Annotated in this window: 29 protein-coding genes; 18 read left to right on the top strand and 11 right to left on the bottom strand. The window is 70.0% G+C overall.

From position 1 onward, the window contains the following. Positions 1–84 precede the first annotated feature (84 nt). Together BLT43_RS17290 and BLT43_RS17285 are read right to left on the bottom strand one after the other, a co-directional pair. The gene (locus BLT43_RS17290) at positions 85–1,470 is read right to left on the bottom strand and encodes a TRAP transporter large permease (protein WP_090114924.1); all 1,386 of its coding nucleotides are present in this window, start codon (positions 1,468–1,470) and stop codon (positions 85–87) included. Between the two features lie 2 nt (positions 1,471–1,472). Next, on the bottom strand, positions 1,473–2,045 hold the full coding sequence (locus BLT43_RS17285) for a TRAP transporter small permease subunit (RefSeq protein WP_090114923.1): 573 nt from the start codon (positions 2,043–2,045) through the stop codon (positions 1,473–1,475). 298 nt (positions 2,046–2,343) lie between these two features. On the opposite strand from BLT43_RS17285, the gene BLT43_RS17280 reads away from it, so the two are divergent. The 5 genes from BLT43_RS17280 to BLT43_RS17260 all read left to right on the top strand — a co-directional run bounded on the left by BLT43_RS17280 (position 2,344) and on the right by BLT43_RS17260 (position 7,063). After that, positions 2,344–3,093 carry an ABC transporter ATP-binding protein gene (locus BLT43_RS17280; RefSeq protein WP_090114921.1) on the top strand — a complete coding sequence of 250 codons (750 nt, stop codon included), beginning with the start codon at positions 2,344–2,346 and terminating at the stop codon, positions 3,091–3,093. Continuing rightward, positions 3,086–3,829 (top strand): ABC transporter ATP-binding protein, encoded by a 744-nt coding sequence (locus tag BLT43_RS17275; protein WP_090114919.1) that lies wholly within the window; start codon positions 3,086–3,088, stop codon positions 3,827–3,829. Before BLT43_RS17280 ends, BLT43_RS17275 begins: the two co-directional genes overlap by 8 nt. 53 nt (positions 3,830–3,882) lie before the next feature. Beyond that, the gene (locus tag BLT43_RS17270; protein ID WP_090114917.1) at positions 3,883–5,085 is read left to right on the top strand and encodes an ABC transporter substrate-binding protein; all 1,203 of its coding nucleotides are present in this window, start codon (positions 3,883–3,885) and stop codon (positions 5,083–5,085) included. A 110-nt stretch (positions 5,086–5,195) separates the two neighbouring features. Next, entirely contained in the window at positions 5,196–6,083 is an 888-nt protein-coding gene (locus BLT43_RS17265) for a branched-chain amino acid ABC transporter permease (RefSeq protein WP_090114915.1), read from the top strand. Beyond that, on the top strand, positions 6,083–7,063 hold the full coding sequence (locus BLT43_RS17260) for a branched-chain amino acid ABC transporter permease (RefSeq protein WP_090114913.1): 981 nt from the start codon (positions 6,083–6,085) through the stop codon (positions 7,061–7,063). The genes BLT43_RS17265 and BLT43_RS17260 overlap by 1 nt, the downstream gene beginning before the upstream one ends. A 104-nt stretch (positions 7,064–7,167) precedes the next feature. Here BLT43_RS17260 and BLT43_RS17255 read toward each other — a convergent pair whose 3' ends face one another. Beyond that, complete coding sequence (locus BLT43_RS17255; RefSeq protein ID WP_090114911.1) at positions 7,168–8,421, bottom strand: Hsp70 family protein; 1,254 nt, start codon at positions 8,419–8,421, stop codon at positions 7,168–7,170. 62 nt (positions 8,422–8,483) lie between these two features. Then, positions 8,484–9,863, bottom strand: a complete 1,380-nt coding sequence (fliI, locus tag BLT43_RS17250; protein ID WP_090114909.1) for a flagellar protein export ATPase FliI — start codon at positions 9,861–9,863, stop codon at positions 8,484–8,486. A gap of 66 nt (positions 9,864–9,929) precedes the next feature. Between fliI and BLT43_RS17245 the strand changes: the two genes are divergently transcribed. The 8 genes from BLT43_RS17245 to flhB are packed head-to-tail and all read left to right on the top strand — an operon-like array spanning position 9,930 to position 16,145. Then, complete coding sequence (locus BLT43_RS17245) at positions 9,930–10,319, top strand: flagellar basal body protein (RefSeq protein WP_090114907.1); 390 nt, start codon at positions 9,930–9,932, stop codon at positions 10,317–10,319. Between the two features lie 17 nt (positions 10,320–10,336). Continuing rightward, positions 10,337–10,747: a flagellar basal body rod protein FlgC gene (gene flgC / locus BLT43_RS17240; protein WP_090114905.1), complete on the top strand. Its 411-nt coding sequence runs from the start codon at positions 10,337–10,339 to the stop codon at positions 10,745–10,747. 20 nt (positions 10,748–10,767) lie between these two features. Then, entirely contained in the window at positions 10,768–11,091 is a 324-nt protein-coding gene (gene fliE / locus BLT43_RS17235) for a flagellar hook-basal body complex protein FliE (protein WP_090114904.1), read from the top strand. Positions 11,092–11,119: 28 nt separating this feature from the next. Then, on the top strand, positions 11,120–11,389 hold the full coding sequence (locus BLT43_RS17230) for a flagellar biosynthetic protein FliQ (protein WP_090114903.1): 270 nt from the start codon (positions 11,120–11,122) through the stop codon (positions 11,387–11,389). Continuing rightward, positions 11,386–12,156, top strand: coding sequence for a lytic transglycosylase domain-containing protein (locus BLT43_RS17225; RefSeq protein WP_090114900.1), 771 nt, complete (start codon positions 11,386–11,388; stop codon positions 12,154–12,156). Before BLT43_RS17230 ends, BLT43_RS17225 begins: the two co-directional genes overlap by 4 nt. Before the next feature lie 2 nt (positions 12,157–12,158). After that, the gene (gene flhA, locus BLT43_RS17220; RefSeq protein ID WP_090114898.1) at positions 12,159–14,258 is read left to right on the top strand and encodes a flagellar biosynthesis protein FlhA; all 2,100 of its coding nucleotides are present in this window, start codon (positions 12,159–12,161) and stop codon (positions 14,256–14,258) included. After that, positions 14,258–15,013, top strand: coding sequence for a flagellar biosynthetic protein FliR (locus BLT43_RS17215; RefSeq protein ID WP_090114896.1), 756 nt, complete (start codon positions 14,258–14,260; stop codon positions 15,011–15,013). Before flhA ends, BLT43_RS17215 begins: the two co-directional genes overlap by 1 nt. A 10-nt stretch (positions 15,014–15,023) precedes the next feature. Then, the gene (flhB, locus tag BLT43_RS17210; RefSeq protein ID WP_090114894.1) at positions 15,024–16,145 is read left to right on the top strand and encodes a flagellar biosynthesis protein FlhB; all 1,122 of its coding nucleotides are present in this window, start codon (positions 15,024–15,026) and stop codon (positions 16,143–16,145) included. A gap of 29 nt (positions 16,146–16,174) precedes the next feature. Here the strand turns inward: flhB and BLT43_RS17205 are convergent, their stop codons facing one another. The 4 genes from BLT43_RS17205 to BLT43_RS17190 are packed head-to-tail and all read right to left on the bottom strand — an operon-like array spanning position 16,175 to position 18,737. Then, the gene (locus BLT43_RS17205; RefSeq protein WP_090114892.1) at positions 16,175–16,831 is read right to left on the bottom strand and encodes a MotE family protein; all 657 of its coding nucleotides are present in this window, start codon (positions 16,829–16,831) and stop codon (positions 16,175–16,177) included. After that, positions 16,828–17,196: a hypothetical protein gene (locus BLT43_RS17200; protein WP_090114960.1), complete on the bottom strand. Its 369-nt coding sequence runs from the start codon at positions 17,194–17,196 to the stop codon at positions 16,828–16,830. Before BLT43_RS17200 ends, BLT43_RS17205 begins: the two co-directional genes overlap by 4 nt. Next, a complete protein-coding gene (locus tag BLT43_RS17195) occupies positions 17,180–18,133 on the bottom strand; it encodes a flagellar motor switch protein FliM (RefSeq protein ID WP_165612653.1) in 954 nt (317 codons plus the stop codon). The genes BLT43_RS17200 and BLT43_RS17195 overlap by 17 nt, the downstream gene beginning before the upstream one ends. 10 nt (positions 18,134–18,143) lie before the next feature. Continuing rightward, on the bottom strand, positions 18,144–18,737 hold the full coding sequence (locus tag BLT43_RS17190) for a flagellar basal body-associated FliL family protein (RefSeq protein ID WP_242652339.1): 594 nt from the start codon (positions 18,735–18,737) through the stop codon (positions 18,144–18,146). Between the two features lie 146 nt (positions 18,738–18,883). Here BLT43_RS17190 and fliF point away from each other — a divergent pair, with 146 nt between their 5' ends. From fliF to BLT43_RS17165, 5 genes are read left to right on the top strand one after another with little or no spacing between them, the layout of a single operon-like run. Beyond that, positions 18,884–20,647 (top strand): flagellar basal-body MS-ring/collar protein FliF, encoded by a 1,764-nt coding sequence (gene fliF / locus BLT43_RS17185; RefSeq protein ID WP_090114888.1) that lies wholly within the window; start codon positions 18,884–18,886, stop codon positions 20,645–20,647. Then, positions 20,644–21,303 carry a FliH/SctL family protein gene (locus BLT43_RS17180; RefSeq protein ID WP_090114886.1) on the top strand — a complete coding sequence of 220 codons (660 nt, stop codon included), beginning with the start codon at positions 20,644–20,646 and terminating at the stop codon, positions 21,301–21,303. Before fliF ends, BLT43_RS17180 begins: the two co-directional genes overlap by 4 nt. Next, complete coding sequence (locus BLT43_RS17175; protein ID WP_341349853.1) at positions 21,300–21,668, top strand: FliM/FliN family flagellar motor switch protein; 369 nt, start codon at positions 21,300–21,302, stop codon at positions 21,666–21,668. The genes BLT43_RS17180 and BLT43_RS17175 overlap by 4 nt, the downstream gene beginning before the upstream one ends. A 4-nt stretch (positions 21,669–21,672) precedes the next feature. After that, positions 21,673–22,500, top strand: a complete 828-nt coding sequence (fliP, locus tag BLT43_RS17170) for a flagellar type III secretion system pore protein FliP (RefSeq protein ID WP_090114883.1) — start codon at positions 21,673–21,675, stop codon at positions 22,498–22,500. A gap of 7 nt (positions 22,501–22,507) precedes the next feature. Further along, the gene (locus BLT43_RS17165) at positions 22,508–23,602 is read left to right on the top strand and encodes a flagellar motor switch protein FliG (RefSeq protein WP_242652338.1); all 1,095 of its coding nucleotides are present in this window, start codon (positions 22,508–22,510) and stop codon (positions 23,600–23,602) included. 31 nt (positions 23,603–23,633) lie between these two features. Here the strand turns inward: BLT43_RS17165 and BLT43_RS17160 are convergent, their stop codons facing one another. The 3 genes from BLT43_RS17160 to BLT43_RS17150 are packed head-to-tail and all read right to left on the bottom strand — an operon-like array spanning position 23,634 to position 25,277. Continuing rightward, entirely contained in the window at positions 23,634–24,428 is a 795-nt protein-coding gene (locus tag BLT43_RS17160; protein ID WP_242652337.1) for a DUF1217 domain-containing protein, read from the bottom strand. Between the two features lie 14 nt (positions 24,429–24,442). Beyond that, positions 24,443–24,877 carry a flagellar biosynthesis repressor FlbT gene (locus tag BLT43_RS17155; protein ID WP_090114879.1) on the bottom strand — a complete coding sequence of 145 codons (435 nt, stop codon included), beginning with the start codon at positions 24,875–24,877 and terminating at the stop codon, positions 24,443–24,445. Between the two features lies 1 nt (position 24,878). Continuing rightward, positions 24,879–25,277, bottom strand: a complete 399-nt coding sequence (locus BLT43_RS17150) for a flagellar biosynthesis regulator FlaF (protein WP_090114877.1) — start codon at positions 25,275–25,277, stop codon at positions 24,879–24,881. Positions 25,278–25,343 lie beyond the last annotated feature (66 nt).

Genomic DNA, 25,343 nt, shown 5'->3' with positions numbered 1-25,343 from the left:
TCGCGCGGACAAGGAAGCGGACAAGGAAAAGGCCCCGCCGGTCGCCCGGCGGGGCCTCGTCGTCTCGGTCTCGCCAGGGCGCGCTCAGAGCACCGTCGGCAGCCAGGTCACGATCTCGGGGAACAGGAACAGCGTCGCGATGCCGATGATCTGCAGCACCACGAAGGGGATGATGCCGCGGTAGATCGCGGAGGTCGGAAGCTCGGCCGGCGCCACGCCCCGCAGGTAGAACAGCGCGAAGCCGAAGGGCGGCGTCAGGAACGAGGTCTGCAGGTTCATCCCCACCAGCACGCCGAGCCAGATCGGGTCGACGTCGAGCGCCAGGAGGATCGGCGCGGTGATCGGGATCACGATGAAGATGATCTCGAAGGTGTCGAGGATGAAGCCCAAGACGAACATGATCGCCATCACCACGATCACCGCCGCCACCGTGCCGCCCGGCAGGTTCGACAGGAACTCGTGCACGAGGTTGTCGCCGCCCATCAGGCGGAACACGATCGAGAAGACCGAGGCGCCGAACAGGATGATGAACACCATCGAGGTGATGGTGGCGGTGGCGACCACGGTCTCGTGCAAGATGCGCAGGCTGAGCCGCCAGCGCAGCGCGGCGAGCAGGATCGCGCCAACCGCGCCCACGGAGGCGGCCTCGGTCGGGGTGGCGACGCCGCCGAGGATCGAGCCCAGCACCGCGACGATCAGCAGCAGCGGCGGCAGGAGCGCCACCAGCACCTCCTTGAACAGTCCGCGCTTCTCGTCGGCCGGGACCGGCGTGGCGGGGCAGCTTTCGGGATCGGTGATCGCCTTGAAGATGATCCAGCCGGCATAGAGCAGCACCAGCACCACGCCCGGTAGCAGCGCGCCGGCGAAGAGGTCGCCGACCGAAACCGGCGTGGGCGCGAAGTTGCCCTTCTCCATCTGCACCTGGCTGTTGATGCCCGAGAGCATGTCGCCCATGAAGATCAGCACCGTCGAGGGCGGCACGATCTGGCCCAGCGTGCCCGAGGAGCAGATCACCCCGGTGGCGAGCTTGGGGTCGTAGCCCGCGCGCAGCATGGCCGGCAGCGAGATCAGGCCCATGGTGACGACGGTGGCGCCGACCACGCCGGTCGAGGCGGCGAGCATCGCGCCCACCAGCACCACCGACAGGCCGAGGCCGCCGCGCAGGTTGCCGAACAGCTTCGACATGGTCAGCAGCAGCTGCTCGGCGATGCGCGAACGCTCGAGCATCACCCCCATGAAGATGAACAGCGGCACCGCGACCAGCACCTCGCTCGACATGAAGCCGATATAGCGCGCCGGCAGGCTGGCGAAGTTCGACGGGTCGAACACGCCGAAGCTCCAGCCGACGAGGCCGAACATCAGCGACACGCCCGCCAGCGTGAAGGCGACGGGAAAGCCCAGCATCAGGAAACCGATGATGCCGAAGAACATGAGGCCCGACAGGACCTCTCCGAGAAGAGTGGGTTCCATGATTATTCAGCGGCCTCGGTCAGGTGGTCGGCGGCCGCGGTGTAGCGCAGCCTCGGTGGCAGCAGCGCCTCGCGCCCGGCGAGCACCAGGATCGAGCGGCCGATCAGCGCCAGACCCTGCAGCGCCACCAGACCGGCGAAGACGATGATGAAGCTCTTGAGGATGAACAGCCCCGGCATGCCGCCGATGTTGGCGGAGGCCTCGTAGTAGCCCCAGCTGCGCTGCACGAAGGGCAGCGCGTAGCTGAACACGATCCAGCAGAAGGGCAGCAGGAAGACCAGCGTGCCGACGAGATCGACCAGCGCCTTGCGGCGGATCGAGGCCGGGCGGTAAAAGATGTCGACCCGGACGTGGTCGTCGCGCAGGAGCGCGAAGCCGGCCACGGCGGTGAACATCGCCCCGTTCAGCCAGATATAGAGATCCTGCATCCAGATATAGCTGACCGCGAAGACGTAGCGTTGCACCACCACCGTGAAGCAGACCAGCACGATCCCCAGCGCCAGCCAGGAAAATACGTTGCCGACGACCCGGTTCAACGCCGATATCAGCCTGACGGCCCCGGCGACGAGTTCCATGTGTTTCCCCTCGTGTTCCCCAACGTGCCCGTGACGGGCGACGCATCCTTTCTTTTGGCGCGCCCACATCGCACGAAGCCGCTCGACCCGGCAACCGTTTCCGCAACCCTTGCGCAACCGACCCGGCGGAACGCCGCGGCACGATGCAGCGGCGGCATCGCAGTTGCAGCGCCGTTGACAGGGCGACGCGGCCGCGGATAGCGTTCACCGCAAGGTTGCCCGAAAGCAGGCGACCGCCACTGGGGAGGACCATCGTGACGGCAAGGACGCATCGTCCGGCCCTTGGGTCGGCGCGCCTATGAGCGTGGCACTGCAGGCCAAAGGCCTGACCAAGGAATTCAAGGGTTTCGTAGCGGTCAACAAGGTCGACCTGACGGTCGAGAAGGGCACGATCCACGCGCTGATCGGCCCCAACGGCGCCGGCAAGACGACCTGCTTCAACCTGCTGACCAAGTTCCTGCAGCCCACCGCCGGCTCGATCACCTATGACGGGCGCGACATCACCAAGATGCTGCCCGCCGACATCGCCCGGCTGGGCATGGTGCGCAGCTTCCAGATCTCGGCGGTGTTTCCCGATCTCAGCGTGCTGCAGAACGTGCGGGTGGCGCTGCAGCGCCGGCGCGGCGACAGCTTCGACTTCTGGCGCTCGGAGCGCGAGCTGTCGCGCTTCGACGACGAGGCGCAGGCGCATCTCGACGCGGTCGGCCTGTCGGAGTTCACCCATCACCGCGCCGCCGAGCTGTCTTACGGCCGCAAGCGCGCGCTCGAGATCGCCACGACGCTGGCGCTCGACCCCGAGATGCTGCTGCTGGACGAGCCGATGGCCGGGATGGGCCAGGAGGACGTCGCGCGCACCTCGCAGCTGATCCGCCGCATCGCCAAGAACCGCACCATCCTGATGGTCGAGCACAACCTGAAGGTCGTCGCGGATCTGTCGGACAAGATTACCGTTCTCGCGCGCGGCGAGATCCTCGCCGAGGGCGATTACGCCACCGTCTCGAAGTCGCCCGAGGTGGTCGACGCCTATATCGGAGCCGGCCATGACTGACGCCGCGACGCTGACCCGCGACACCGCCGCGACCGGCGCGCCGCTCCTCAAGGTCGAGGGGCTGCAGGGCTGGTACGGCGAAAGCCACGTGCTGCACGGCATCGACTTCGAGGTGCGCCAGGGCGAGGTGGTGACCCTTCTGGGCCGCAACGGCGCCGGCAAGACCTCGACGCTGAAGGCGATCATGGGGATCCTGAGCAAGCGCAGCGGCTCGGTGAACATGGGCGGCACCGAGACGATCGGGCTCGAGCCGCGCCACATCGCCCGGCTCGGCATCGCGCTCTGCCCCGAGGAGCGCGGCATCTTCGCCTCGCTCAATGTCGAGGAGAACCTGATGCTGCCGCCGAAGATCGCCGATGGCGGCCTGCCGGTCGAGCGGATCTACCAGCTGTTCCCGAACCTGCTGGAGCGCAAGCGCAGCCAGGGCACCAAGCTGTCGGGCGGCGAGCAGCAGATGCTGGCCATCGCCCGCATCCTGCGCACCGGCGCGAAGCTCCTGCTTCTCGACGAGCCGACCGAGGGCCTCGCCCCGGTGATCGTGCAGCAGATCGGCGCGACCATCCGCGAGCTGAAGAAGGAGGGCTTCACCATCGTGCTGGTCGAGCAGAACTTCCGCTTCGCGGCCTCGGTCGCCGACCGCCACTACGTCGTCGATCAGGGCCAGGTGGTGGACATGATCCCCAACGCCGATCTCGACGCCAACATCGACAAGCTGCACGCCTATCTCGGCGTCTGAGGCCGTTCTCGATTTCTAAGGTGCGCAAAAGCACCGCTTTCTGGGAGGAAACCATGAAGACATACGTACTGGGTGCGCTGACCGTCGCGTCCTTCGCCCTGCCCGCCGCGGCGCAGGACGCGATGGACGTCAAGCTCGGCGTGCTGAACGACCGCTCGGGCGTCTATGCCGACCTGTCGGGCGAAGGCTCGGTGGTCGCGGCGCGCATGGCGGTCGCCGATTTCGGCGCCGCCGACAAGGGGCTGAACGTCGAGGTGATCTCGGCCGACCACCAGAACAAGCCCGACGTCGCCTCCAACATCGCGCGCCAGTGGTACGACCAGGACGGCGTCGACGCGATCCTCGACGTGCCGACCTCCTCGGCCGCGCTCGCGGTGGCCGACATCACCGCGCAGGAGAACAAGATCCTGATCGACTCGGGCGCCGGTTCGACCCAGCTGACCGGCGAGCAGTGCCAGCCGACCACGATCCACTGGACCTACGACACCGCCGCGCTCGCCAAGGGCACCGGCGGCGCCGTGACCGAGGGCGGCGACGCCAAGTGGTTCTTCCTGACCGCCGACTACGCCTTCGGCCACTCGCTCGAGGAAGAGACCTCCAAGGTCGTGGCCGAGGCCGGCGGCGAGGTCGTGGGCACCGTGCGCCACCCCTTCCCCGCCACCGACTTCTCCTCCTTCCTGCTGCAGGCGCAGGGCTCGGGCGCCGACGTGATCGGCCTCGCCAACGCTGGCGGCGACACCGTCAACGCCATCAAGCAGGCCTCGGAGTTCGGCATCACGCAGGCCGGCCAGTCGCTGGCGGCGCTGCTGATGTTCATCACCGACGTGCACGCGCTGGGTGCCGAGACGGCGCAGGGCCTCGTGCTGACCGAGGCCTTCTACTGGGATCACGACGACGACACCCGCGCCTGGTCGGCCCGCTTCGAGGAGGAGTTCGGCTCCAAGCCCACCATGGTCCATGCCGGGGTCTACTCGGGCACCATGCACTACCTGCGCGCGGTCGAGGCCACCGGCTCGACCGAGGGCGACGTGGTGGCCGAATGGATGAAGGCCAACCCCTTCGACGATCCGCTCTTCGGCGAGGGCTACGTGCGCAAGGACGGCCGGGTGATCCACGACATGCATCTCTACGAGGTGAAGTCGCCCGACGAGTCGACCGGCGAGTGGGACCTCTACAACCTCGTGGCCACCATCCCCGGCGAGGAAGCCTTCCTGCCGATGGAAGGGTCGGGCTGCGCCTTCGCGAACGCGGGCTGACGCCCACGTATCGGGCGCGCCACGGCGCGCCCGGCATTCCCAGGGGGCGCGTCCGGCAGGGCGCGCCCCACCCCGCCCCGGCACGGGGCCACTAGCAAAACGGGACAGGCATGTTCGAACTCTTGGGCGTACCGCCGCAGGTTCTGATGGGGCAGCTCCTGCTCGGGCTGATCAACGGGTCGTTCTACGCGGTCCTGTCGCTCGGGCTGGCGGTGATCTTCGGCCTGCTCAACATCATCAATTTCAGCCACGGCGCGCAGTACATGCTCGGCGCCTTCGTGGCCTGGATGCTTCTGGAATACTTGGGCATCAGCTACTGGTGGGCGCTGCTGCTCGCGCCGGTGATCGTCGGCGCCACCGGCCTCGTGCTCGAGAAGCTGGCGCTGAGGCGCCTCTACCATCTCGACCACCTCTACGGCCTGCTGCTGACCTTCGGCGTGGCGCTGATCATCCAGGGGCTGTTTCGCAACTACTACGGCATCTCCGGCCTGCCCTACCAGATCCCCGACCAGCTCTCGGGCGGGCAGAACCTCGGCTTCATGTTCCTGCCCAACTACCGCGGCTGGGTCGTGGTGGCCTCGGTGGTGGTCTGCTTCGGCACCTGGTTCGTGATCGAGAAGACCAAGCTCGGCGCCTATCTGCGCGCCGCGACCGAGAACCCGACGCTGGTCGGCGCCTTCGGCATCAACGTGCCGCTGATGATCATGCTGACCTACGGCTTCGGCGTGGCGCTGGCGGGCTTCGCGGGCGTCCTCGCCGCCCCGATCTACTCGGTCAACCCGAACATGGGCGCGGACCTGATCATCGTCGTCTTCGCGGTCGTCGTGATCGGCGGCATGGGCTCGATCATGGGGGCGATCGTCACCGGCTTCGGCCTCGGCATCATCGAGGGCCTGACCAAGGTGTTCTACCCCGCGGGCTCCGCGGTGGTGATCTTCGTCATCATGGCCATCGTGCTGATGATCAAGCCCGAGGGCCTGTTCGGGAGGAACGCCTGATGTCCGCGACCGACACCCAACCCGCGCCCGAGCTGCACCGCCCCGCGACGCAGGGCATGCCGATGCTGCACAAGGCGATCTTCGCCGCGCTGCTGGTGGTGCTCGCCGTGCTGCCGATACTGGTCTACCCGGTCTTCGCGATGAAGGTGATGTGCTTCGCGCTCTTCGCGGCGGCCTTCAACCTGCTGCTGGGCTTCGGCGGCCTGCTTTCCTTCGGCCACGCCGCCTATTTCGGCGGCGCCTCCTACGTCGCGGCCCACGCCTCCAAGGTCTGGGGCTGGTCGCCCGAGCTGTCGATCCTCGTGGGCACGCTCGCCGCCGGCATTCTGGGCCTCGCGATCGGGGCGCTGGCGATCCGGCGGCAGGGCATCTACTTCGCCATGGTGACGCTGGCCTTCGCGCAGATGGTCTACTTCTTCGCGCTGCAGGCCGAGTTCACCGGCGGCGAGGACGGCATCCAGTCGGTGCCGCGCGGCTCGCTCTTCGGCCTGTTCCCGGTCGACGAGAACGAGGCGCTCTACTACCTCGTGCTGGCCATCACCTTCGGCGGCATCCTGCTGCTTTACCGCATCGTGCACTCGCCCTTCGGGCAGGTGCTGAAGGCGATCCGCGAGAACGAGCCGCGCGCCGTGTCGCTGGGCTACCGGGTCAACCGCTACAAGCTGACGGTCTTCGTGCTCTCGGCCACGCTGGCTGGCCTCGCCGGCGCGACCAAGAGCCAGGTGTTCCAGCTCGCCTCGCTGACCGACGTGCACTGGTCGATGTCGGGCGAGGTAGTGCTGATGACGCTGCTGGGCGGCGTCGGCACGGTGTTCGGTCCGCTTCTGGGCGCGACCATCGTGGTGACCATGCAGAACTACCTCGCCTCGATGGGCGCCTGGGTGACGGTGATCCAGGGCGTGATCTTCGTGCTCGGCGTGCTGCTGTTCCGCGAAGGCATCATCGGCGTGCTGTCGAAATGGCTGAAGCGGCCGCTCTGAGACGGCGTCAAAGAGAAAGAAAAAGGCCCGGGGTTCGTCCCCGGGCCTTTTTCGTTGCGGCGGCCGATGCCGTGCGCCGGCGTATTTGCGGAGAAAAGTAGACCTCAGCCGAAGCGGCGCCCGGCCTCCAGCGCCAGCCCGGTGCCGACCGAGCCCAGCATGTCGCCCGTGGCGATCCGTGCGCCCGGAAACCGCGCGGCCACGCGGGCGCGCAGCGCCGGGATGTGGCTCGAGCCGCCGGTCATGAACACCGTGCCGATCGCGCCGGCCTCGAGCCCGGCCTGCGCCAGCACCGAGGCCATGCTGTCCGAGATCCGGTCGAGCGGCGCCGCCACGGCCTCTTCGAAGGCCGCGCGCGCCACCACCGGGTTCGGGCCGCCGACCAGCGGTTTCAGCTCCAGTCGCGCCGCCTCTTCCGCGGTCAGCGCGATCTTCACCCCCTCCACCGCCATGGCGAGCGCGTGGCCGCGCCGGTCCTCGACCGCGCACAGCATCCGCTCGACCAGCTCGGGCCGGTCCGCCTCGCGGCGCAGCGCCTTGAGGTCCGAGAGCGCCTTGCCGGTGTAGAGCCGGTTGATCCGGTGCCACGTGGCGAGGTCGACATAGTAGTGCCGCGGCATCGCGCCCTTGCCGCCGCGGATCGGGCTGTCGAGGCCGAGATGCGGCATCGCCTGCGACAGGCTCAGCAGCCGGTCGAGATCGGTGCCGCCGACGCGGATGCCGTCATTGGCGAGGATGTCGGCCGCCCGGTCCGCCACTCGCGCCCGCTCGGGCGAGACGCGGACGATCGAGAAGTCCGACGTGCCGCCGCCGATGTCGACGATCAGCACCAGCTCTTCGGCCGCGATGCCGCTTTCGTAATGCAGCGCGGCGGCGATCGGCTCGTATTGGAAGGAGATGTCGCTGAAGCCGGCCGCGCGGGCGATCTCGGCCAGCACGTCCTCGGCGGCGCGGTCGCCCTCGGCGTCGCCGTCGACGAAATGGACCGGCCGGCCCAGCACTGCGCGCTCTACCCCCGGTGCCACGGCGTCGAGCCTGTCGCGCATGTGGCCGAAGAAGCGGCCGAGGATCTCGCGGAAGCTGACCGCGCGGCGGCCGATGGCGGTGCGCTCGTGGATCAGCGATGAGCCGAGCGTGCTCTTCAGCCCGCGCAGGAGCCGCCCGTCCTCGCCATCGGCATAGGCCGCGATGGCAGCGCGACCGAAGATCGGCTCGGGGTCGTCCACCTCCCAGAACACGGCGCTGGGCAGCGTCGCCTCGCCGCCCTCGAGCGCGATCAGCCGCCCGCCATCCGCATGGCCGAGGCCGAGCGTGGAGTTCGATGTGCCGAAATCGATGCCGCAGGCAGTGGGGGTCATGGCGCGCTCCCGAGGTTGGAGCGGCCCGGTCTACGCGCTGGCGCGCCCGTGCGAAAGCCCCTTCAGCCCGGCGCGCGGCGCAGCGGTGCGGGCGGCTTCGGGATCGCCACGTCGATCCCCGCCTCGCCCAGCATCCGATAGATCTCGGCAAAGCTCTCGTCGGCCAGCACGCTCTCGCCCTTGCGCTGGGTGAGGTAGGCGTCGGCCGGCTCGGCAAAGCGGATCGCGGCGTCGACCTGCGCGTCCGAGCCGGTCTTGTAGGCGCCGATGCGGATCAGCTCCTCCATGTCGGCATGCCGCGCGAGGCTGCGCCGCGCTGCCTGCAGCACCGCGTATTCGGCCGGGGAATGGCAGTCGGGCAGCATCCGCGAGATGCTCTTCTGCAGGTTCACCGCCGGAAAGCGGCCCTGCTCGGCAATGGCGCGGTCGAGCACCACGTGCCCGTCGAGCACGCCGCGCACCGCGTCGGCCACCGGCTCGTTCATGTCGTCGCCATCGACCAGAACCGTGTAGAGGCCGGTCACGTCGCCCTGCCCCTCGGCGCCAGGGCCGGAGCGTTCCAGAAGCTGCGGCAGCTCGGCGAAGACGGTGGGCGGGTAGCCCTTGGCGGTGGGCGGCTCGCCCGCGGCCAAGCCGATCTCGCGCTGCGCCATGGCGAAGCGGGTGACGCTGTCGACAAGCAGCAGCACCTGCAGCCCCTGGTCGCGGAAATGCTCGGCCACGGCGGTCGCGGTCCAGGCCGCCTGCCGGCGCATCAGCGGCGGCTCGTCGCCGGTCGAGACCACGAGGACCGAGCGCGCCATGCCCTCGGGGCCGAGATCCTCCTGGATGAAGTCCTGCACCTCGCGGCCGCGCTCGCCCACGAGGCCGACGACGATCACGTCGGCCTGCGCGCCGCGCGCCAGCATCGCCATCAGGGTCGACTTGCCGACGCCCGAGCCGGCGAAGACGCCCATGCGCTGGCCCCGGCAGAGCGGCACGAATACGTCGAGCGCCTTGATGCCGGTGTCCATGCGCGGGCCCACCCGGCGGCGCGCGAAGGCGGCGGGCGGCGCGCCCTTGACCGGGCGCGGCGCCTCGCCCTCCGACAAGGGCCCGCGCCCATCCAGCGGCTCGCCCAGCGCGTTGACCACCCGGCCGATCCAGTTGCCGTCCGGGCGCACCATGTCGCCGCGCGGGCTGTGCGCGACCGTGTCGCCGACCACCACGCCCTCCCAGCTGCCGAAGGGCAGAAGATGCGTGCCGCGCCCGTCGATGCCCACCACCTCGCCCAGCACCGGGCCGCGCGCGCCCATCACCGTGCAGCGTCCGCCGATTCCGACGGCGCGCTCCAGCCCCCGCACCGTGAGCGACAGCCCCAGCACGCCGGTCACCTCGCCGGTGATCGCGGCCTCGGGACTGGTGCGGATACGTGACGTCAGATCGGAGAATACGGTTTGCATGAATTCTATCCGGTAGTCGGACTGATTTATACATGCTATCCATGCTCGACGGAAAAGGAAACGCTTATGCTTGACGGGCTGTCCTTCTTCAAACTCGCATCGCAGCGGCTCAGCTGGCTCTCGGCCCGGCAGAAGGTGGTGTCGGAGAACATCGCCAATGCCGACACGCCCGCCTACAAGGCGCGCGACGTGACGCCGTTCGACGCCATGGTGAAAGGCACGCGCACCGGTCTCGCCACCACCGCCTCCGGCCATATCGGCGGCGGCGCGATGGGCGGCACGCTGTCGGTGCGGCCCGACGAGACCGGCTGGGAGACCAGCCTCGACGGCAACACCGTGGTGCTCGAACAGCAGACCGTGAAAGCCAGCGAGATCAGCGAGCAGTACAAGCTCGCCACCCAGCTCTACCGCAAGGGCCACGAGCTTCTGGCGCTCTCGGCCACCGGCCTGCGCTGACGGGGAAGGAACGCGACATGGATCCGTTGAAGTCGATCACCGCCATCGCCGCCTCAGGCATGCGCGCCCAGGGCGAGCGGCTGAAGGTCGTGGCCGAGAACGTGGCCAACGCCAACTCCACCGGCGACAGCCCCGGCGCCGACCCCTATCGCCGCAAGACCATCTCCTTCGCCGAGATGCTCGACCGCGAGAGCGGCAGCTCGATGGTCGAGGTCGACAGGATCGGCCGCGACAAGGCCGACTTCGCCCTGCTCTACGACCCGGCCCACCCGGCCGCCGACGCGCAGGGCATGGTCAAGATGCCCAACGTCAACCCGATCCTCGAGATGAGCAACATGCGCGAGGCCTCGCGCAGCTACGAGGCGAACCTGAACATGTACGAGGCCGGCCGCCGGATGCGCAGCCAGATCCTCGACCTGCTGCGCTGATTGTCTGAAGGGCCGCCCCGATGACCGAGTTCTCATCGATCCTCTCCACCTCCGGCGTCCGTGGCGCCTACCGCTCCTCGCAGGAGCTGAGCGTCGCGCCGAGCACGGCCGAACCCGAGGCCGCGAAGCCCAGCTTCGCCGAGATGCTGCGCGACAGCGCCGGCGGCACGGTCGACAAGATCCGCACCGCCGAAGGCGTGGCGCAGCAGGGTCTCGCTGGGCAGGTCGGCACCCAGCAGGTGGTCGAGGCGACGCTGGCGCTCGAGAGCACGGTCAAGGTGATGGTCTCGATGCGCGACAAGGTGGTCGAAGCCTACCAAGAAGTGCTGCGCATGCCGATCTGAGGACGGCCGGTCCGGGAGGGACGCACGCGTGACCGAGAGCGACACCTACGACATCCTGTCCGAGACGATCCTCGCGGTGCTGCTCGGCTCCGGGCCGATCCTCGCGCTGGCGCTCGGCGTGGGGCTCGCGATCGCCTTCTTCCAGGCGCTGACCCAGGTGCAGGAGATGACGCTGACCTTCGTGCCGAAGATCGTCGCGATCTTTCTCGGCCTGCTGGCCTCGACCCCGTTCATCTACGCCACGCTCACCCGCCTGTCGGACCGGGTCTTCGACCTGATCGCGAGCGGCGGAGCATGATCCGCCGCGCCCTCCTCGCGCTGGGGCTCGCCCTCGCCGCAGGTCCGGCCCCGGCCGACTGGAGCGGCTTCTACCGCCCCTCCGCCGCGGCCGCAGCCGTCGCGCGCGCCCCCGAGGCCGCCGGCCCGGTCGAGCGCGGCCTGTGCGTCAACGCCATCCTGCGCGCCCAACTCAGATACGACATCCCCGGCAACCTGCTGCTCGGCATCGGCATCCAGGAGGCCGGCGTCACCCGCGGCGGCCGGCTGACGATCTGGCCCTGGGCGGTCAACGCCGCCGGCGAGGGCCGGCTCTTCGACAGCCGTGCCGCCGCGCTCGACTGGATCGCCGCGCGCCGTGCCGCGGGCGTCTCGTCGATCGACGTGGGCTGCATGCAGATCAACATGCGCTGGCATCCCGACGCCTTCCGCGACACGGCGCAGGGCTTCGACCCGGCGGTCAACGTCGATTACGCGGCGCGCTTCCTGCGCGGGCTCTACGAGGAGCTGGGCGACTGGACCGCCGCGGCCGGCGCCTATCATTCGCGCACGCCCGAGGCGCAGCAGGTCTATCTGGCCTCGCTGCGTCGCAACGTGGCCGTCGCCAATGATCGGATCTCGAGCTTTCGCGACCTAGCCGCCGCGGCGCCGCGCCAGGCCATGCCCGCCGCGCCGGCCGTTCCGGCTCGGCGCGGCGGCTGGTCGCGCGGCGGCGGCGGCGACAGCTTCGGCCTTTACAGCGACGCGCCGATCCAGCCGGTCCTGCCGCGCTTTTCCGGGAGATCCTGAGCATGGCCGATCCGAACCCGACCGGCCCCGCGCAGTGGCTCACGGTCAGCCTCGCCAACCGCGACGTCGGCTTCGCGATCGGCGTGACGCTGGTGCTGGCGGTGCTGTTCGTGCCGTTGCCACCGATCCTGCTCGACCTCGGGCTCGCGATCTCTCTGGCGCTGTCGGCGCTGATCCTGATGGTCGCGCTTTGGATTCCGAAGCCTCTGGAGTTCAACAGCTTTCCGACGCTGCTTCTGGTCGTCACCATGCTGCGGCTGTCGCTCAACGTCGCCTCCACCCGGCTGATCCTGAGCGAGGGCCACACCGGCCCGGGCGCGGCCGGCGGGGTGATCGAGGGCTTCGCCCGCTTCATCGTCGGCGGCAACTTCGTGATCGGCATCGTGATCTTCGCGATCCTCGTGGTGATCAACTTCATCGTCATCACCAAGGGCTCGACCCGGATCGCGGAGGTTTCGGCCCGCTTTTCGCTCGACGCGATGCCGGGCAAGCAGATGGCGATCGACGCCGATCTCGGCGCCGGCCTGATCGACGAGGAGCAGGCCCGCGCCCGGCGCAAGGAGCTCGAGGACGAGAGCGGCTTCTTCGGGGCCATGGACGGTGCCTCGAAATTCGTGCGCGGCGACGCGGTGGCGGGGCTGATCATCACCGCGATCAACATCCTCGGCGGCATCCTGATCGGCGTGGTGCAGCACGGCCTGCCGGTCGGACAGGCGGCCAACGCCTACACCACCCTGACCATCGGCGACGGCCTCGTCAGCCAGATCCCGGCGCTGATCGTCTCGCTCGCCGCCGGCCTCATCGTCACCAAGGGCGGCACCGAGGGCGCGGCCAACGAGGCGGTGCTGAGCCAGCTCGGGAAGTTCCCGAAGGCGCTCTACATGGCCGGCGCGCTGCTCTTCGGCATCGGCCTGCTGCCGGGCTTTCCGCTGCCGGTCTTCGCGGTGCTGGCGCTGATGCTGGCCGGTCTCGGCCGGGTGATGCAGCGCGAGGCCGAGCGCACCGTCACCCGCGAGGCGCGGGAGGCCGCGGCCGCCCAGCGGGCCGAGGAGAGCAAGGGCGAAGAGGGCGACGACGTGCGCCAGACGCTGAAGCTCGACGACCTGCGGCTCGATCTCGGCGCCGGTCTGGTGCCGCTGATCAACCGCGCCGACGCCGCCCTGCCCGGCAAGATCAAGAGCCTGCGCCACCTCTTCGCGCGCGAATACGGCTTCGTTCTGCCCTCGGTGCGGATCAAGGACGACCCGCTGCTCGGGAGCGAGACCTATGCGGTGACCGTGCAGGGCGTCGAGGCCGCGCGCGGCGAGGTCCGCGCCACCGGCATGATGGTGATCAACCCCGCCGAGGCCGGGATCGACCTGCCCGGCCCGCGCGGCAAGGACCCGACCTTCGGGCTCGACGTGGTCTGGGTCGACGCCCAGAACGCCGACCGCGCCGAGGCGGCGGGCTGCACCGTGGTCGACCCCGAAAGCGTGATCACCACCCACCTGACCGAGGTGATCAAGCAGCACATGCCCGAGCTTCTGACCTATGGCGCGGTGCAGCAGCTGATCGAGGGGCTGCCGCGCGAGTACCAGAAGCTCGCCGGCGAGATCTCGGGCGCCTCGCCCGCGATCCTGCTGCAGCACGTGCTGCAGGCGCTGCTGACCGAGCGGATCTCGATCCGCAACCTGCCGCTGATTGTCGAGGCGGTGGCCGAGGCCAACCGCACCACCTCGAACGTCACCCTGATCACCGAACACGTGCGCCGCCGCCTGTCGAACCAGATCTGCCACGCGCTGACCGACGGCCAGGGCTTCATCCCGGTGATCACCATGTCGCCGGCTTGGGAGAGCGAGTTCAACGGCGCGGTGCGGATGAACGGCGAGGAGCGCAACTTCCTGATGTCGCCGCAACGGGTGCAGGAATTCGTGCTCGAGGCGCGCAAGGAGATCCAGAAGTTCGCGCAGCGCGACGAGTGGCCGGCGCTGATGGTCAGCCCCGAGGTGCGCGGCTTCGTGCGCTCGATGCTCGAGCGGGTCAGCCCGATGACGCAGATCATCTCGCACAACGAGGTGCACCGGAAGGCCTCTCTGCGCACCGTCGCGGTGATCGGCGGCTGATGGAGCTCGGCCCCTTCCTCGTCGCGCAGGCGGTGGCCGCGGGGCTGGTCTTCGCCCGGCTCGGCGCGGCGATGATGTTCCTGCCGGGCTTCGGCGACAACGCCATCCCGGCGCGGCACCGGCTGCTTCTGGCGCTGGCGCTGAGCGCGGCGCTGGCGCCGCTGGCGCCGGTGGCGGGGCTGGCCGAGGCCGCGCCGCCGCGGCTGGCGGCGGCCTTCGCGCTCGAGGTCACGGTCGGGATCTGGATCGGCACCACGGCGCGCATCCTGTTCAGCGCCCTGCAATATGCGGGCTACCAGGTCGGCATGGTGGCGGGGCTGTCGAACGCCTTCGCGCCCGGCACCGGCACCTTCGAAGGCTCGACCCTGATCGCGGGCGTGCTGCTGATGGCGGGCACCGCGCTCATCTTCGTCACCGACCTGCACCGGCTGATGATCGCGGCGCTGCTCGACAGCTACGAGATCTTCCCGCCCGGCCGGATCATCTGGGGCGATCTGGCCGCGCAGAGCGTGCGGGCGGTGGCGCAGAGCTTCTATCTCGGCGTCTCGCTCGCCGCGCCCTTCTACGTGCTGGCGCTGGTGCTCAATCTCGGCATGGGGCTGGCCAACCGGGCGATGCCCAGCCTGCCGGTGTTCTTCGTGGCGCAGCCGCTCCTGATCGCCGCCGGGCTGATCGGCCTCGCCGCCTCGGCCGGGGCGATGCTGACCGGCATGACCGACGCGCTGGCCGGCTGGCTGGCCGGGCTGCGGTTCTGAGAGGGGCGCGATGTCGGAAGAGGACAAGAGCAGCAAGACGGAGCAGCCCACCGAGGCCAAGCTCAGGAAGGCGCGGCAGAAGGGCGACGTCCCCTCCTCCAAGGAAACCGGCAACATGATGAGCGCCTTCGCGCTGCTCACCGTCACGCTGTTCGTTCTACCACCGCTGCTGCCGTCGCTCGCGGGCGAGCTGCGCGGCCTGCTCGGCGCGGCCGGGCAGATCGAGATCGGCAACGGCGCCTCGGGGTTGAACGACGTGAGCGCGGTCGCGCGGCGGCTGGCGCTGTCGGTGGCCGGGACGCTCGCGCCGGTGGTGCTGGTGATGGTGCTGGCGGCGGTGTTCGGGGTGCTGATCTCGGGGCCGGTGGTGGTGGCCGGCGAGCGGATCAAGCCCAAGCTCGAGAAGCTCTCGCCGCTCAAGGGGCTGAAGCGGCTGTTCTCGGCCGACGCGCTGGTCGAGTTCGCAAAGAACGTCGCCAAGGTCGCGGTGATCGCGCTGATCGCCGGCTTCGCGGTGCGCGAGGCGGTCACCGGGATCTGGCAGGCGCCGCTCTTCACGCCCGAGACGCTGCTGCCGCATGCCCGCAACGCGGTGGTCCGCATCCTGATCGGCACCGTCTCCTTCCTGGCGGTGGTGGCGCTGGTCGACGTGCTGTGGAAGCGCGCCGACTACACCCGCAAGCAGAAGATGAGCCTCAAGGAGGTGCGCGACGAGCACAAGGAGAGCGAGGGCGACCCGTTCATCAAGAGCAAGCGCCGCGAGATCGCGCGCCAGCGCGCCAAGCAGCGCATCGCCATCTCGGTCCCGACCGCGACCGTGGTGCTGACCAACCCGACCCACTACGCGGTGGCGCTGCGCTACACGCCGGGCGTCGACAGCGCGCCGGTCTGCGTCGCCAAGGGCGCCGACCTCGTCGCCGCGCAGATCCGCAAACTCGCCGCCGAGCACGAGGTGCCGATGGTCGAGAACCGGCCGCTGGCGCGCACGCTCTACGCCGCGGTCGAGGTCGACGAGGCGATCCCGGTCGAGCATTGGCAGGCGGTGGCCGAGATCATCGGTTGGGTGATGGATCTCAGGCGGCGCACCAAGCGCAAGCCCCCGGAGGGATCGCGGCTGCGGCCCGAGGAATGAGCATCGCCGCGTGACGCGGCCCGCTTGCGTTACCTGACGCGGATGCCGTCGAGCCGCTGGTCACCGGGCAGCTTGGCCCGCTCGAGGATGATCATCGAGATCGCCTGCGCGCGCACCACGTCCATCGCCGCCATCACCGGCGCGGCGTCGCGCTCGGGCATGGCGCCGAGGATCGTCACCGCCACGCCGATGTCGAGATCGTTCATGATGGTCGCGGCCTCGCGCGGCTTCATGTTGACGTAGAGCGCCACCAGCCGGTCGATGTCGGATTGGTTCGCCGCCTCGGCCTTCTCGAGCAGGGCCACCAGCTCGCCGCGCAGCTCCTCGAGCCGCGCGGTCTCGACCGCGAGCGTCTCGCGCGCGAGCTCGATCTCGGCCTCGCGCTGGGCCAGCGCGGCGCGCTGCTCCTCGAGCAGGTCGCGTTCGCGGGCGATGGCCGAGAGCACCTCTTCGGGCGCGGCGCAGGCCTGCGGGATCGCCGGTTGCGGCGCGGGCTGCGACACCGCGGCGGGCGCGGGCGCGCTCTCCTCGGCGCCGGCGGCGGCGTTGGCGGCCCCGACGAAGAAGTTCGACACCGCCGGCGCGGTGGGCACGGGCGCGGCGCCGTTCACCAGCAGGCTCGCCTTGGCGATGCCGGCCAGGGCCAGCGCGCCGATCATCAGCGGGACGGGGCGCGGAAATCTCATTCTTCGCGATCCTTCACACGGTCGAAGAAGCTCTGCACCAGGTCGGCCTTGCCGGTGACACGGGTCACACCGGCGGCCTGATTGCGGGCGCGGGCGGCGCGGGCGGCCTTCTCGGCGGTGCGGCCGGGCAGCGCCGGCGCCCGCGGCGCGCGGGGGGCCGGCGGCTCCTGCAGGTCGCGCGCCGCCTCGGACAGGCCGCGCACCGACTGCTCGGACTTGTCGACCGCGGCCGAGAACTCGCCGATCAGCGGCTGCAGATCGCGCAGATGCTGCATCAGCGTCCTGACCCGGCGGTCCACTACCCAGGCATAGGCCAGCACGCCCGCGAGCAGGACCAGGATCAGAGCGTCAATCAACAGGGCCATCCTCGTCGTCCCCCTGGCCGATTTCTTCGGTCACCCGCAGCGCCATCGCGCCGGTCTTGCGCCGGCCGATCGCGGCGCGGAACATCGCGTGGCCGCTGCACCGCACCTCCACCTCGTGGTCCATCCCGATGCCGAGGTCCAGCACCTGACCGCGCTGCCACTCCAGAACATCGCGAAGCTCCAGCTTCACCTCGTGCAGAACCGCCGTCAACCGGGCTTCCGAGCCGGTGATCGACCGGCTCAGCGCCGCGCGCCAGCCGCCGTCGCCGCCGGCGATCTCGCCGCCCGGGAAGCTCTGGACCAGAAGCGAACGGACCGTGTCGATCAGGCTGTCGGGGATCACCAGGGCGAGGTCGCCCTGCCGCTCCTCGACGGTGACGCGCAGCACCACCCGGATCGCGGCCGCGGCCGGCGGCGCGAGCATGGCGTTCTGCGGACTGGTCTCGAGGTGCTCGATCCGGCAGCTGATCTCGTCGACGGTCTCGAAGGCGTTCTCGAGATCGCGCAGCGCCACGCCGGCGACGCGCTCGGCGAAGCGCTTCTCGATCGCGGTGAAGCTGCGCGGCGTCCAGCTTTTGCTCGGCCCCGACCGGCCGCCGAGCATCAGCTCGAGCAGCGAGAACATCAGTTCGGGCGAGATCGTCAGGCCGAGCCGGCCGTCCCAGGGCTGGACCCGCACCACCGCCGTCAGCGCCGGCGCCGGCAGGGATTCGAGCGCCGGCCCGCAGGGCAGGTAGTCGAAGGAGCGGACCGTCACCTCGCAGGGGCTGCCGCAGAAGCTCTTGAAGGCGGCGCCGAGCCCGAGCGCGTAGCGCTCGACGATCGCCTCGAGCAGCGGCAGCCGCTCGTAGCTGAGCGAGGCCATCTCTATGATCTGCTCTTCGATGCTGCCCTGGGTGAGGCCGCCCTCGGGCAGGCGGAGCGTGCGTTGAATCATCGCCATGGCCCTATTGCACGATCATGTCGGAGACGAGGATCTCGCGCGGGGCGTCGCCGCCGCCCACCGCGCGGGCGCGGCGCAGCAGCTCGGACTTCACTCCGGCGAGGCCGGCCGAGCCCTGCAGGTCGCGCTCGTCGAGCTGGCGCAGGTAATCCTGGAAGCTGTCGCGCAGGTAGATGCGGCGCTGCTCCAGCAGATCCGCCCCCGGCAGCGCGGCGTCGTAGACCAGCGCGAGGTCCATCTTGAGGAACCGGCTGGTCTGGCGGCCCGCGGCGGTGGTCGCGGTGACGTTGACGATGATCTGCTCGAACGGCATCAGCATGTGCCCCGTCGCCGCGGCCTGCCCCTTGCCCTTGTCGCCCTTCTCGCCCTTGTCACTCGACGCGTAGGCAGCGGCGGCCTCCGGCGCGTCGGCTTTCTCGGCCTCGGCCGGTGCATCCCCGAGCCCGGCCATCTCGGCCAGGCGCGCCGGCCCGACCGCCGCGGCCAGCCCGCCGCCCAGGCACAGAATGGACACCAGGCCGAGCAGCAGGAATCGCAGCTTGCCCGGCTTGGCAGCCTCACCGGACTGCATCGCCTGCGCTGTTGCCGGCTTGGCCATCGGTCCCGCCCACGCTCTGTTAGACTTGCAAACAATATGTGGTCTTTTGGTCGAACAGGCAAGAACATTCACCCAACTATACTTGATGAGTGTGACCAAATAAGGATAGTTTGGGTAGAAAGACCCGTACCGGCGAGGCCTTTTCCGTGAAACCGATCCTGGACAATCTGCTGGCCCTGGGCCGGACAAAGCTCATCGCGCTCGGCGCCACCGGCCTCGGGCTGGTGCTGGCGCTCGTGATCGGGCTGAACCTCGCGCTCGCCCCGAGCTTCGCGCCGCTCTACACCGACCTGTCGCTCGGCGCGGCCGGCCGGGTGGTGAGCGCGCTGGAGCAGGACGGCTTCAAGGTGGAGCTGTCGGGCGGCGGCACCATCGTCTCGGTGCCGCAGCCCGACGTGGCGCGCGCGCGCATGGCGCTGGCCGAGCAGGGCCTGCCCGACGAGGGCACGGCCGGCTGGGAGATCTTCGACCAGTCCTCCGGGCTCGGCATGAACAGCTTCATGCAGCAGGTCAGCCGGCTGCGCGCGCTCGAGGGCGAGCTCGCGCGCTCGATCCAGACAATCGAGGGCGTCGACGCGGCGCGGGTGCACCTGGTGCTGCCCGAGCGCGAGGCCTTCTCGCGCACCCGGCCCGAGCCCTCGGCCTCGGTGATCGTGCGCGGCCGCGTGACCAGCCAGATCAGCCGCCGCCAGGGCCTCGCGATCCGGGCGCTGGTCGCCTCCGCCGTGCCGGAGCTGTCGCCCTCGCGCGTCACCGTGCTCTCGGCCAGCGGCGAGACAATTTTGTCGGAGGAGGTCGAGGGAGAGGCCGGCATCCAGGCCGCCGGCGCCACCATGGAAGAGCGGCTGCAACGCTCGATCACCGAGATGCTGACCGCCCGCGTCGGCGCCGGCAACGCCCGCGTGCAGGTCAATGTCGAGCTGTCGAACGCGCGCGAGGTGATCCGCCAGCAAAGCTTCGATCCGGCCCAGCAGGTGGTCCGCTCGACCGAGACCCGGCAGGAGGAAAGCCAGGACCGCGACGGCGGCGAGCCCGAGGTCGGGGTCGCCAACAACCTGCCGGCCGAGCTCGGCGGCGGCGTCGATGGCGGCGCCGGGTCGGCCTCGAACACCACCCGCAACGACGAGATCGTCAATTACGAGATCGGCTCGACCCAGTCCGAGACGGTGCGCGAGCCCGGCGCGGTGCAGCGGATCTCGGTCGCGGTGCTGGTCAACGGCATCTACAACGTCGCCTCGAACGGCGAGACCGCCTATCAGGAGCGCAGCCCCGAAGAGATCGAGCGCCTGACCCAGCTGGTGCGCTCGGCGATCGGCTTCGACGAGGCGCGCGGCGACCAGGTCTCCGTCGACAGCCTGCGCTTCATGGACTACTCGATGGATCTCGGCGCGCCGGTCGGGCTGTCGCTGGGCCAGACCATCGCCCAGAATTTCGGCGCCATCCTGCGCGGCAGCTTCGCGCTGGCGCTGGTGGCGGCGGTGCTGGCCTTCGGGCTGCGGCCGCTCCTGCGCCGCATGGTCCCCGAGCCGGGGCTGGCGCTGGCCGGCGCGGATGCAGGCTTCGGCGGTGGCGGCACCCCGGCGCTCGGGCAGGCCTTCGAGGGCGCGCGCCAGATGCTGCCGGGCGGCAGCCGCCAGCAGGCCGAGCCGGGCGCCCTGCCCGCCGCCGGGACCTCTGCCGCGGCCGTCGCCGGCGGCGCGGCCCCCGACGGCGCCGCCGCCCAGCTGCGCGCCATGCTGCCCGAGCAGCAGCTCGCCTCCTACGACCCCGACGAGATGGTCGCGCTGGCCTCGGTCGACGGCAAGGTCCGCCGCCAGCGGCTAGTCTCGGTCGGCGACCTCGTGGAAAGCGAGCCCGTGGCCGCGCTGAAGGTCGTGCAGGGCTGGCTGGCCGAGGAGGACCGCGCGTGAGCTTCATCTTCGACCGCGACTTCGACCGCGAGCTGGCCGAGGAACGCCGCGGCGGCCCGCAGGCCCCGGCCGCGCGCCACAGCGACGAGGATCTCGCCGCCGCGCTGGCCGAGGCGCGCGCCGCCGCGCGCGAGGAGGGCCGCGCGCAGGGCCGGGCCGAGGCGCTGGCCGAGGCCGAGGCCGCCGAGACACGGCGCCAGGGCGAGACGCTCGAGGCGCTGCGCGCCGAGCTGGAGGGTTTGGGCCGCAGCGAGGCCGCCCATCGCGCGGCGCTCGAGCGGCAGGTGCTGGCCTATGCCGCCGGCGTGGCGCAGCAGGTGCTGCCCGAGATACTCGCGCGCAAGGGGCAGGACCGGGCGCTGGCGCAGATCCGGCGCGGGCTGTCGCTGGGCCTGTCGAGCCCGCGCCTCGTGGTGACGCTGCCGGCCGAGGCGGCCGGGGCGCTCGGGCCCCGCGTGGCGCACGAGGCGGCCGCGCTCGGGCTGGGCGAGCGGGTCGAGCTGCGCCCCGACCCGGCCCTGCCGCACGGCGCGGCCCGTGTCGCCTGGGACGGCGGCCGGCTCGACTACAGCTTCGACCAGATCTGCCAGACCATCCTCGGCGCGCTCGAGACCGCCGCCGGGCCCGCAACCGACCAGCCGGAGGACCGGACGTGAGTGACACGAAACAGCAGGCGCCGCAGGCGGCGGGCGCCGAGTTCCCCGAGATCGAGGGCGACGGCGCGGCGGTGTTCGACGCCGCCCCGCAGGCCGAGGCGCCCAAGGGCGGGCGCAACATCGAGGCGATGCTGAATGTCGGCCTCGACGTGCAGATCGTGCTCGGCCACGCCAAGATGCCGATCGCGCAGCTGCTCAAGCTCGGCCGCGGCTCGGTGATCGAGCTCGACAAGCGAATCGGCGAGCCGGTGGACGTGATGATCAACGACCGCCTCGTGGCGCGCGGCGACCTCGTCAAGCTGGGCGAGAACCGGATCGGCGTGTCGCTGACCGACATCGTCAAGGACTACGTCTCCGAGGAATGACCCGTTGAGCCCGAGGCGCGCCCTCCCCGGCCGCGCGGCGTGGATCGCCGTGCTGGCGCTCGTGGCCCTCGCCGGCCCGGCCCTCGCGCAGGATGGCGCGGGGCTGCTCGACGCGTTGGGCGACGTGCTGTCCGACGCGCCCGACGGCTCGGACGAGCGGGCCTCGCTCTCGGGGCGGATCCTGCAGCTCGTGGCGCTGATGACGGTGCTGTCGATCGCGCCGGGCCTGCTGATCGTCATGACCTGCTTCACGCGCTTCGTGATCGTCTTCTCGATCCTGCGCTCGGCGCTGGGGCTCAACCAGACCCCGCCCAACATGGTACTGACCTCAATGGCGCTGTTCATGACCTTCTTCGTCATGCAGCCGGTCTTCGAGGATGCCTGGGAGGGCGGTCTGCAGCCGCTGCTCAACAACGCCATCACCGAGGAGCAGGCGCTGATGCGGGTGGGCGACCCGTTCAAGGCCTTCATGTTCGCCAACACGCGGCCGCGCGACATCGAGCTCTTCGCCGATCTCGCGGACCGCTCGGACGGCACGGCGGGCGAGCTGGTGCTGCCCGAGACGGCGGCCGAGGCGTCGTGGCGGACGCTGGTGCCGGCCTTCATGATCTCGGAGCTGCGCCGGGCCTTCTCGATCGGCTTCCTGATCTACCTGCCCTTCGTGGCGATCGACCTGATCGTCGCCTCGGTGCTGATGTCGGCGGGCATGATGATGCTGCCGCCGGTGCTGATCTCCCTGCCCTTCAAGGTGATCTTCTTCGTTCTGATCGACGGCTGGTACATGCTGGCCGGAAGCCTGATGGAAAGCTACATGCCGGTCGCCGGCGGATGAGGTGCGCATGACCACGGAACCCCAGGACCTGCCGATCGCCAACCCGATGGCCGCCACAGGGCCGGTGCGCCACGCCGCGACCCCGCCCACCCCGCCGCAGCGCCGGCTCAGGGGCGCGGAGAAGGCGGCGATCTTGTTCCTGTGCCTGGGCGAGGAGCGCGGCACCGAGCTGATGCGCAAGCTCTCGCCCGAGGACATCCAGAAGATCACCCGCGCCGTGGCGCGGCTGGGGCTGGTCAAGGCCGAGACGGTCGAGGCGGTGCTGGCCGAGTTCTCGGCCGAGGTCGACACCGGCGGCGGCGTGGTCGGCTCGATCGCCACCGCCGAGGCGATGCTGCGCGGCTTCCTGCCCGAGGATCAGGTCGAGGCGATCCTGAAGGACATCCGCGGCCCGCTGCGCGAGCGCGACCTGTGGACCAAGTTCTCGAACATGGGCGAGGTGGCGATCGCGGGCTACCTCAAGGGCGAGCACGAGCAGACCGCCGCGGCGATCCTGGGCAACGTCTCGCCCGACGTGGCGGCCAAGGTGCTGCCGCTTCTGGGCGAGGAGCGGATGCAGGAGGTGGTCGAACGGATGATCCGCATGGAGGCGGTGCCGCCGAAGATGATGCAGCAGATCGAGGAGACGCTGCAGAGCGACATGCTCTCGGCCGGGGCGCAGTCGGGCGAGGTCGAGATGGAGCAGCGCATGGCCGACCTGTTCAACAAGCTCGACCGAGACCTGTTCGAGACCCTGCAGGAGGCGCTCGAGACCCGCGTGCCAGGCGCGCTTGAGGGGATCAAGGCGAAGATGTTCACCTTCGACGACCTGATCCGGCTCGACGCGCAGAGCCTGGCGCGGGTGATGCGCGGGCTGCAGGGCAACACGCTGCCGCTGGCGCTCAGGGGGGCGAGCAAGGAGATGCGCGCGCATTTCCTCGACGCGCTGACGGCGCGGGCGCGCGACATGCTGCTCGACGAGATGAACACGATGGGCCCGGTGCGCGGCCGCGACGCCCGCGCCGCGCAGACCATGATCGTCGACTTCACGCGGCAGTTGGCCGAGGACGGCGCGATCGAGCTGCCGAGCGCCGGCGATGAGGAGGAGGACATCCTCGAATGAACCGCGGGGGGCCGGTGGCCTTGCCCCGGTCTCAGTAGCCCTTGCGGATCGAGGTGATCATGGTGATGTCGAGCGTCACGGGGGTGAACCGCCCCCCCGCCCCCGCCACGTTCATCAGCTGCAGTGCCAGGTTGGCGCTGGCATCGGCACCGGCCTTGACGTCGCTGATCGCCACGTAGCGGCGCTCGAGCCTTTCCAGCTCGGCCGGGTCCTTGAGCTTGGCGAGGTCGAATTTCGACTTGAACAGCTCGACCTGCTTGTCGACGTCGAGCCGCACCATCTCCTTGGGCAGGCCGAGCGCGGTGCGCATGAACTCGCCCATCTCGGCGTCCTTGAGCACGTCGAACCAGCTGCGGATGTCACCGGCCTTGCGGCGGAACTCAAGCACCGTGCCGACGGTCTCGTTCTGCTCGGCCTGGGCGCTCTCGAAGCGTTGGCCGACATAGCGCTCGACCATCTCGGTCCGCCAGCTCGCCTGCAGGGTCTTGGTGTTGAAGGTGCCGCCGCCGCCGAAGCCCATGTTGTCGTACAGCTCGCGGAAGCGGGAGTCGGTCAGCCGGTTCACCAGCGCCTTCGGGTCGGACTTGTCGCTCTCGAGAACCTTGCGGATCATCGCCTTTCCGAAGATCTGGTCCTCGAGGTCGAAGGCCTTCATGACGAAGACGTAGAGCTCCCGGTCCTCCATCAGCTGGTCGACCGTCGTGACGCTGCCGATCCGCTCCTCGAAGGCGGCGATGGCGCGCTGGTGTTCGGGCTGCTTGCGGATGAGCTCGAGCTGGCGGTCGCGCGTCGAGTCCGCCAGCTGCAGCCCCAACCGGGCGGTCATGCCCGAGATCGAGATCACCGCGCGGGCTCGGCGACGGGCCCGGCCGGCTCGGCGGAGCGGGCCAGGTGCTCGAACAGCTCGCTCTCATGCGCCATCACCGGGCGCAGTGCCCGCAGCGCCTTGTAGTAGTCGCCGGTGCTGACATGGTTCGCCGCCTCGAAGATGTGGCCGAGGCTGGGATGGCCGAAGGTGGTGGCGAGGTTGGCCATTTCCCTCTGGATGATCGGCACGAGATCGTCGCGCAGCTTGGCGTGGATCAGCGCGTTCTGGACGAGATAGTAGACCCGCGTGACCGGGGTCACGGGCGCGTCCTCGTCGAGAAGGTCATGGCCGCGCACCACGTCGGCGTGGCTCTCGATGGTCAGCACGTGGCGGCGCGAGGAGTTGCGCATCATGCAGCCGTTGACGACGATCCGCTCGTCGGGGCGCAGGGTGAGCTTGAGCGCCATGTCACGCCACCTCGGTGGTGGCCTGCCCCGCGAGGCCGGCGACGATGGAGCGGTTGATGTCGACCAGGGCGCGCACGCCGGGCTGGCCGCCCATCACGGCGCTGGTCTGGCGATCGACCCAGAGCGCCAGCGAGATCAGGCTCGCCTTCAGCTCGGCCGGCAGGCCGTTGCCCGGCTGCGACAGGTCGAACTTCAGCTCGTTCCAGAACTTCTGGTTGGTGGCGAGGTTGTCGCGCAGCCCGTCGGTCAGCAGCGTGCTGCGGTCGCGAAGGTTCTCGGCCCGGTCGAAGGCCTCGGCCCGCTCGGCCAGCTGGCCGGTGACGCGGCTCAGCACGCGACGTTCGATCTGACGGGGGCTTTCGCTTTCGCGGATGGTGGTCTTGTAGGCGGCGATGCTCATGCGTTCTGCTCTCGCTCAGGGCCCTGCACTTCTGGCGGGGCGCGGTGGGCGGCGGACACGCGGGCG

This window comes from Limimaricola pyoseonensis (assembly GCF_900102015.1).
Classification (GTDB): Bacteria; Pseudomonadota; Alphaproteobacteria; order Rhodobacterales; family Rhodobacteraceae; genus Limimaricola; species Limimaricola pyoseonensis.
This window is presented reverse-complemented; position numbering and strand designations above follow the sequence as displayed.

Excerpts from the sequence above, each read along its gene's own strand:
- BLT43_RS17290 (WP_090114924.1), bottom strand. The coding sequence starts at position 1,470 with ATGGAACCCACTCTTCTCGGAGAGGTCCTGTCGGGCCTCATGTTCTTC.
- BLT43_RS17285 (WP_090114923.1), bottom strand. The coding sequence starts at position 2,045 with ATGGAACTCGTCGCCGGGGCCGTCAGGCTGATATCGGCGTTGAACCGG.
- BLT43_RS17280 (WP_090114921.1), top strand. The coding sequence starts at position 2,344 with ATGAGCGTGGCACTGCAGGCCAAAGGCCTGACCAAGGAATTCAAGGGT.
- BLT43_RS17275 (WP_090114919.1), top strand. The coding sequence starts at position 3,086 with ATGACTGACGCCGCGACGCTGACCCGCGACACCGCCGCGACCGGCGCG.
- BLT43_RS17270 (WP_090114917.1), top strand. The coding sequence starts at position 3,883 with ATGAAGACATACGTACTGGGTGCGCTGACCGTCGCGTCCTTCGCCCTG.
- BLT43_RS17265 (WP_090114915.1), top strand. The coding sequence starts at position 5,196 with ATGTTCGAACTCTTGGGCGTACCGCCGCAGGTTCTGATGGGGCAGCTC.
- BLT43_RS17260 (WP_090114913.1), top strand. The coding sequence starts at position 6,083 with ATGTCCGCGACCGACACCCAACCCGCGCCCGAGCTGCACCGCCCCGCG.
- BLT43_RS17255 (WP_090114911.1), bottom strand. The coding sequence starts at position 8,421 with ATGACCCCCACTGCCTGCGGCATCGATTTCGGCACATCGAACTCCACG.
- fliI (WP_090114909.1), bottom strand. The coding sequence starts at position 9,863 with ATGCAAACCGTATTCTCCGATCTGACGTCACGTATCCGCACCAGTCCC.
- BLT43_RS17245 (WP_090114907.1), top strand. The coding sequence starts at position 9,930 with ATGCTTGACGGGCTGTCCTTCTTCAAACTCGCATCGCAGCGGCTCAGC.
- flgC (WP_090114905.1), top strand. The coding sequence starts at position 10,337 with ATGGATCCGTTGAAGTCGATCACCGCCATCGCCGCCTCAGGCATGCGC.
- fliE (WP_090114904.1), top strand. The coding sequence starts at position 10,768 with ATGACCGAGTTCTCATCGATCCTCTCCACCTCCGGCGTCCGTGGCGCC.
- BLT43_RS17225 (WP_090114900.1), top strand. The coding sequence starts at position 11,386 with ATGATCCGCCGCGCCCTCCTCGCGCTGGGGCTCGCCCTCGCCGCAGGT.
- flhA (WP_090114898.1), top strand. The coding sequence starts at position 12,159 with ATGGCCGATCCGAACCCGACCGGCCCCGCGCAGTGGCTCACGGTCAGC.
- BLT43_RS17215 (WP_090114896.1), top strand. The coding sequence starts at position 14,258 with ATGGAGCTCGGCCCCTTCCTCGTCGCGCAGGCGGTGGCCGCGGGGCTG.
- flhB (WP_090114894.1), top strand. The coding sequence starts at position 15,024 with ATGTCGGAAGAGGACAAGAGCAGCAAGACGGAGCAGCCCACCGAGGCC.
- BLT43_RS17205 (WP_090114892.1), bottom strand. The coding sequence starts at position 16,831 with ATGAGATTTCCGCGCCCCGTCCCGCTGATGATCGGCGCGCTGGCCCTG.
- BLT43_RS17200 (WP_090114960.1), bottom strand. The coding sequence starts at position 17,196 with ATGGCCCTGTTGATTGACGCTCTGATCCTGGTCCTGCTCGCGGGCGTG.
- BLT43_RS17195 (WP_165612653.1), bottom strand. The coding sequence starts at position 18,133 with ATGATTCAACGCACGCTCCGCCTGCCCGAGGGCGGCCTCACCCAGGGC.
- BLT43_RS17190 (WP_242652339.1), bottom strand. The coding sequence starts at position 18,737 with ATGGCCAAGCCGGCAACAGCGCAGGCGATGCAGTCCGGTGAGGCTGCC.
- BLT43_RS17165 (WP_242652338.1), top strand. The coding sequence starts at position 22,508 with ATGACCACGGAACCCCAGGACCTGCCGATCGCCAACCCGATGGCCGCC.
- BLT43_RS17160 (WP_242652337.1), bottom strand. The coding sequence starts at position 24,428 with ATGACCGCCCGGTTGGGGCTGCAGCTGGCGGACTCGACGCGCGACCGC.
- BLT43_RS17155 (WP_090114879.1), bottom strand. The coding sequence starts at position 24,877 with ATGGCGCTCAAGCTCACCCTGCGCCCCGACGAGCGGATCGTCGTCAAC.
- BLT43_RS17150 (WP_090114877.1), bottom strand. The coding sequence starts at position 25,277 with ATGAGCATCGCCGCCTACAAGACCACCATCCGCGAAAGCGAAAGCCCC.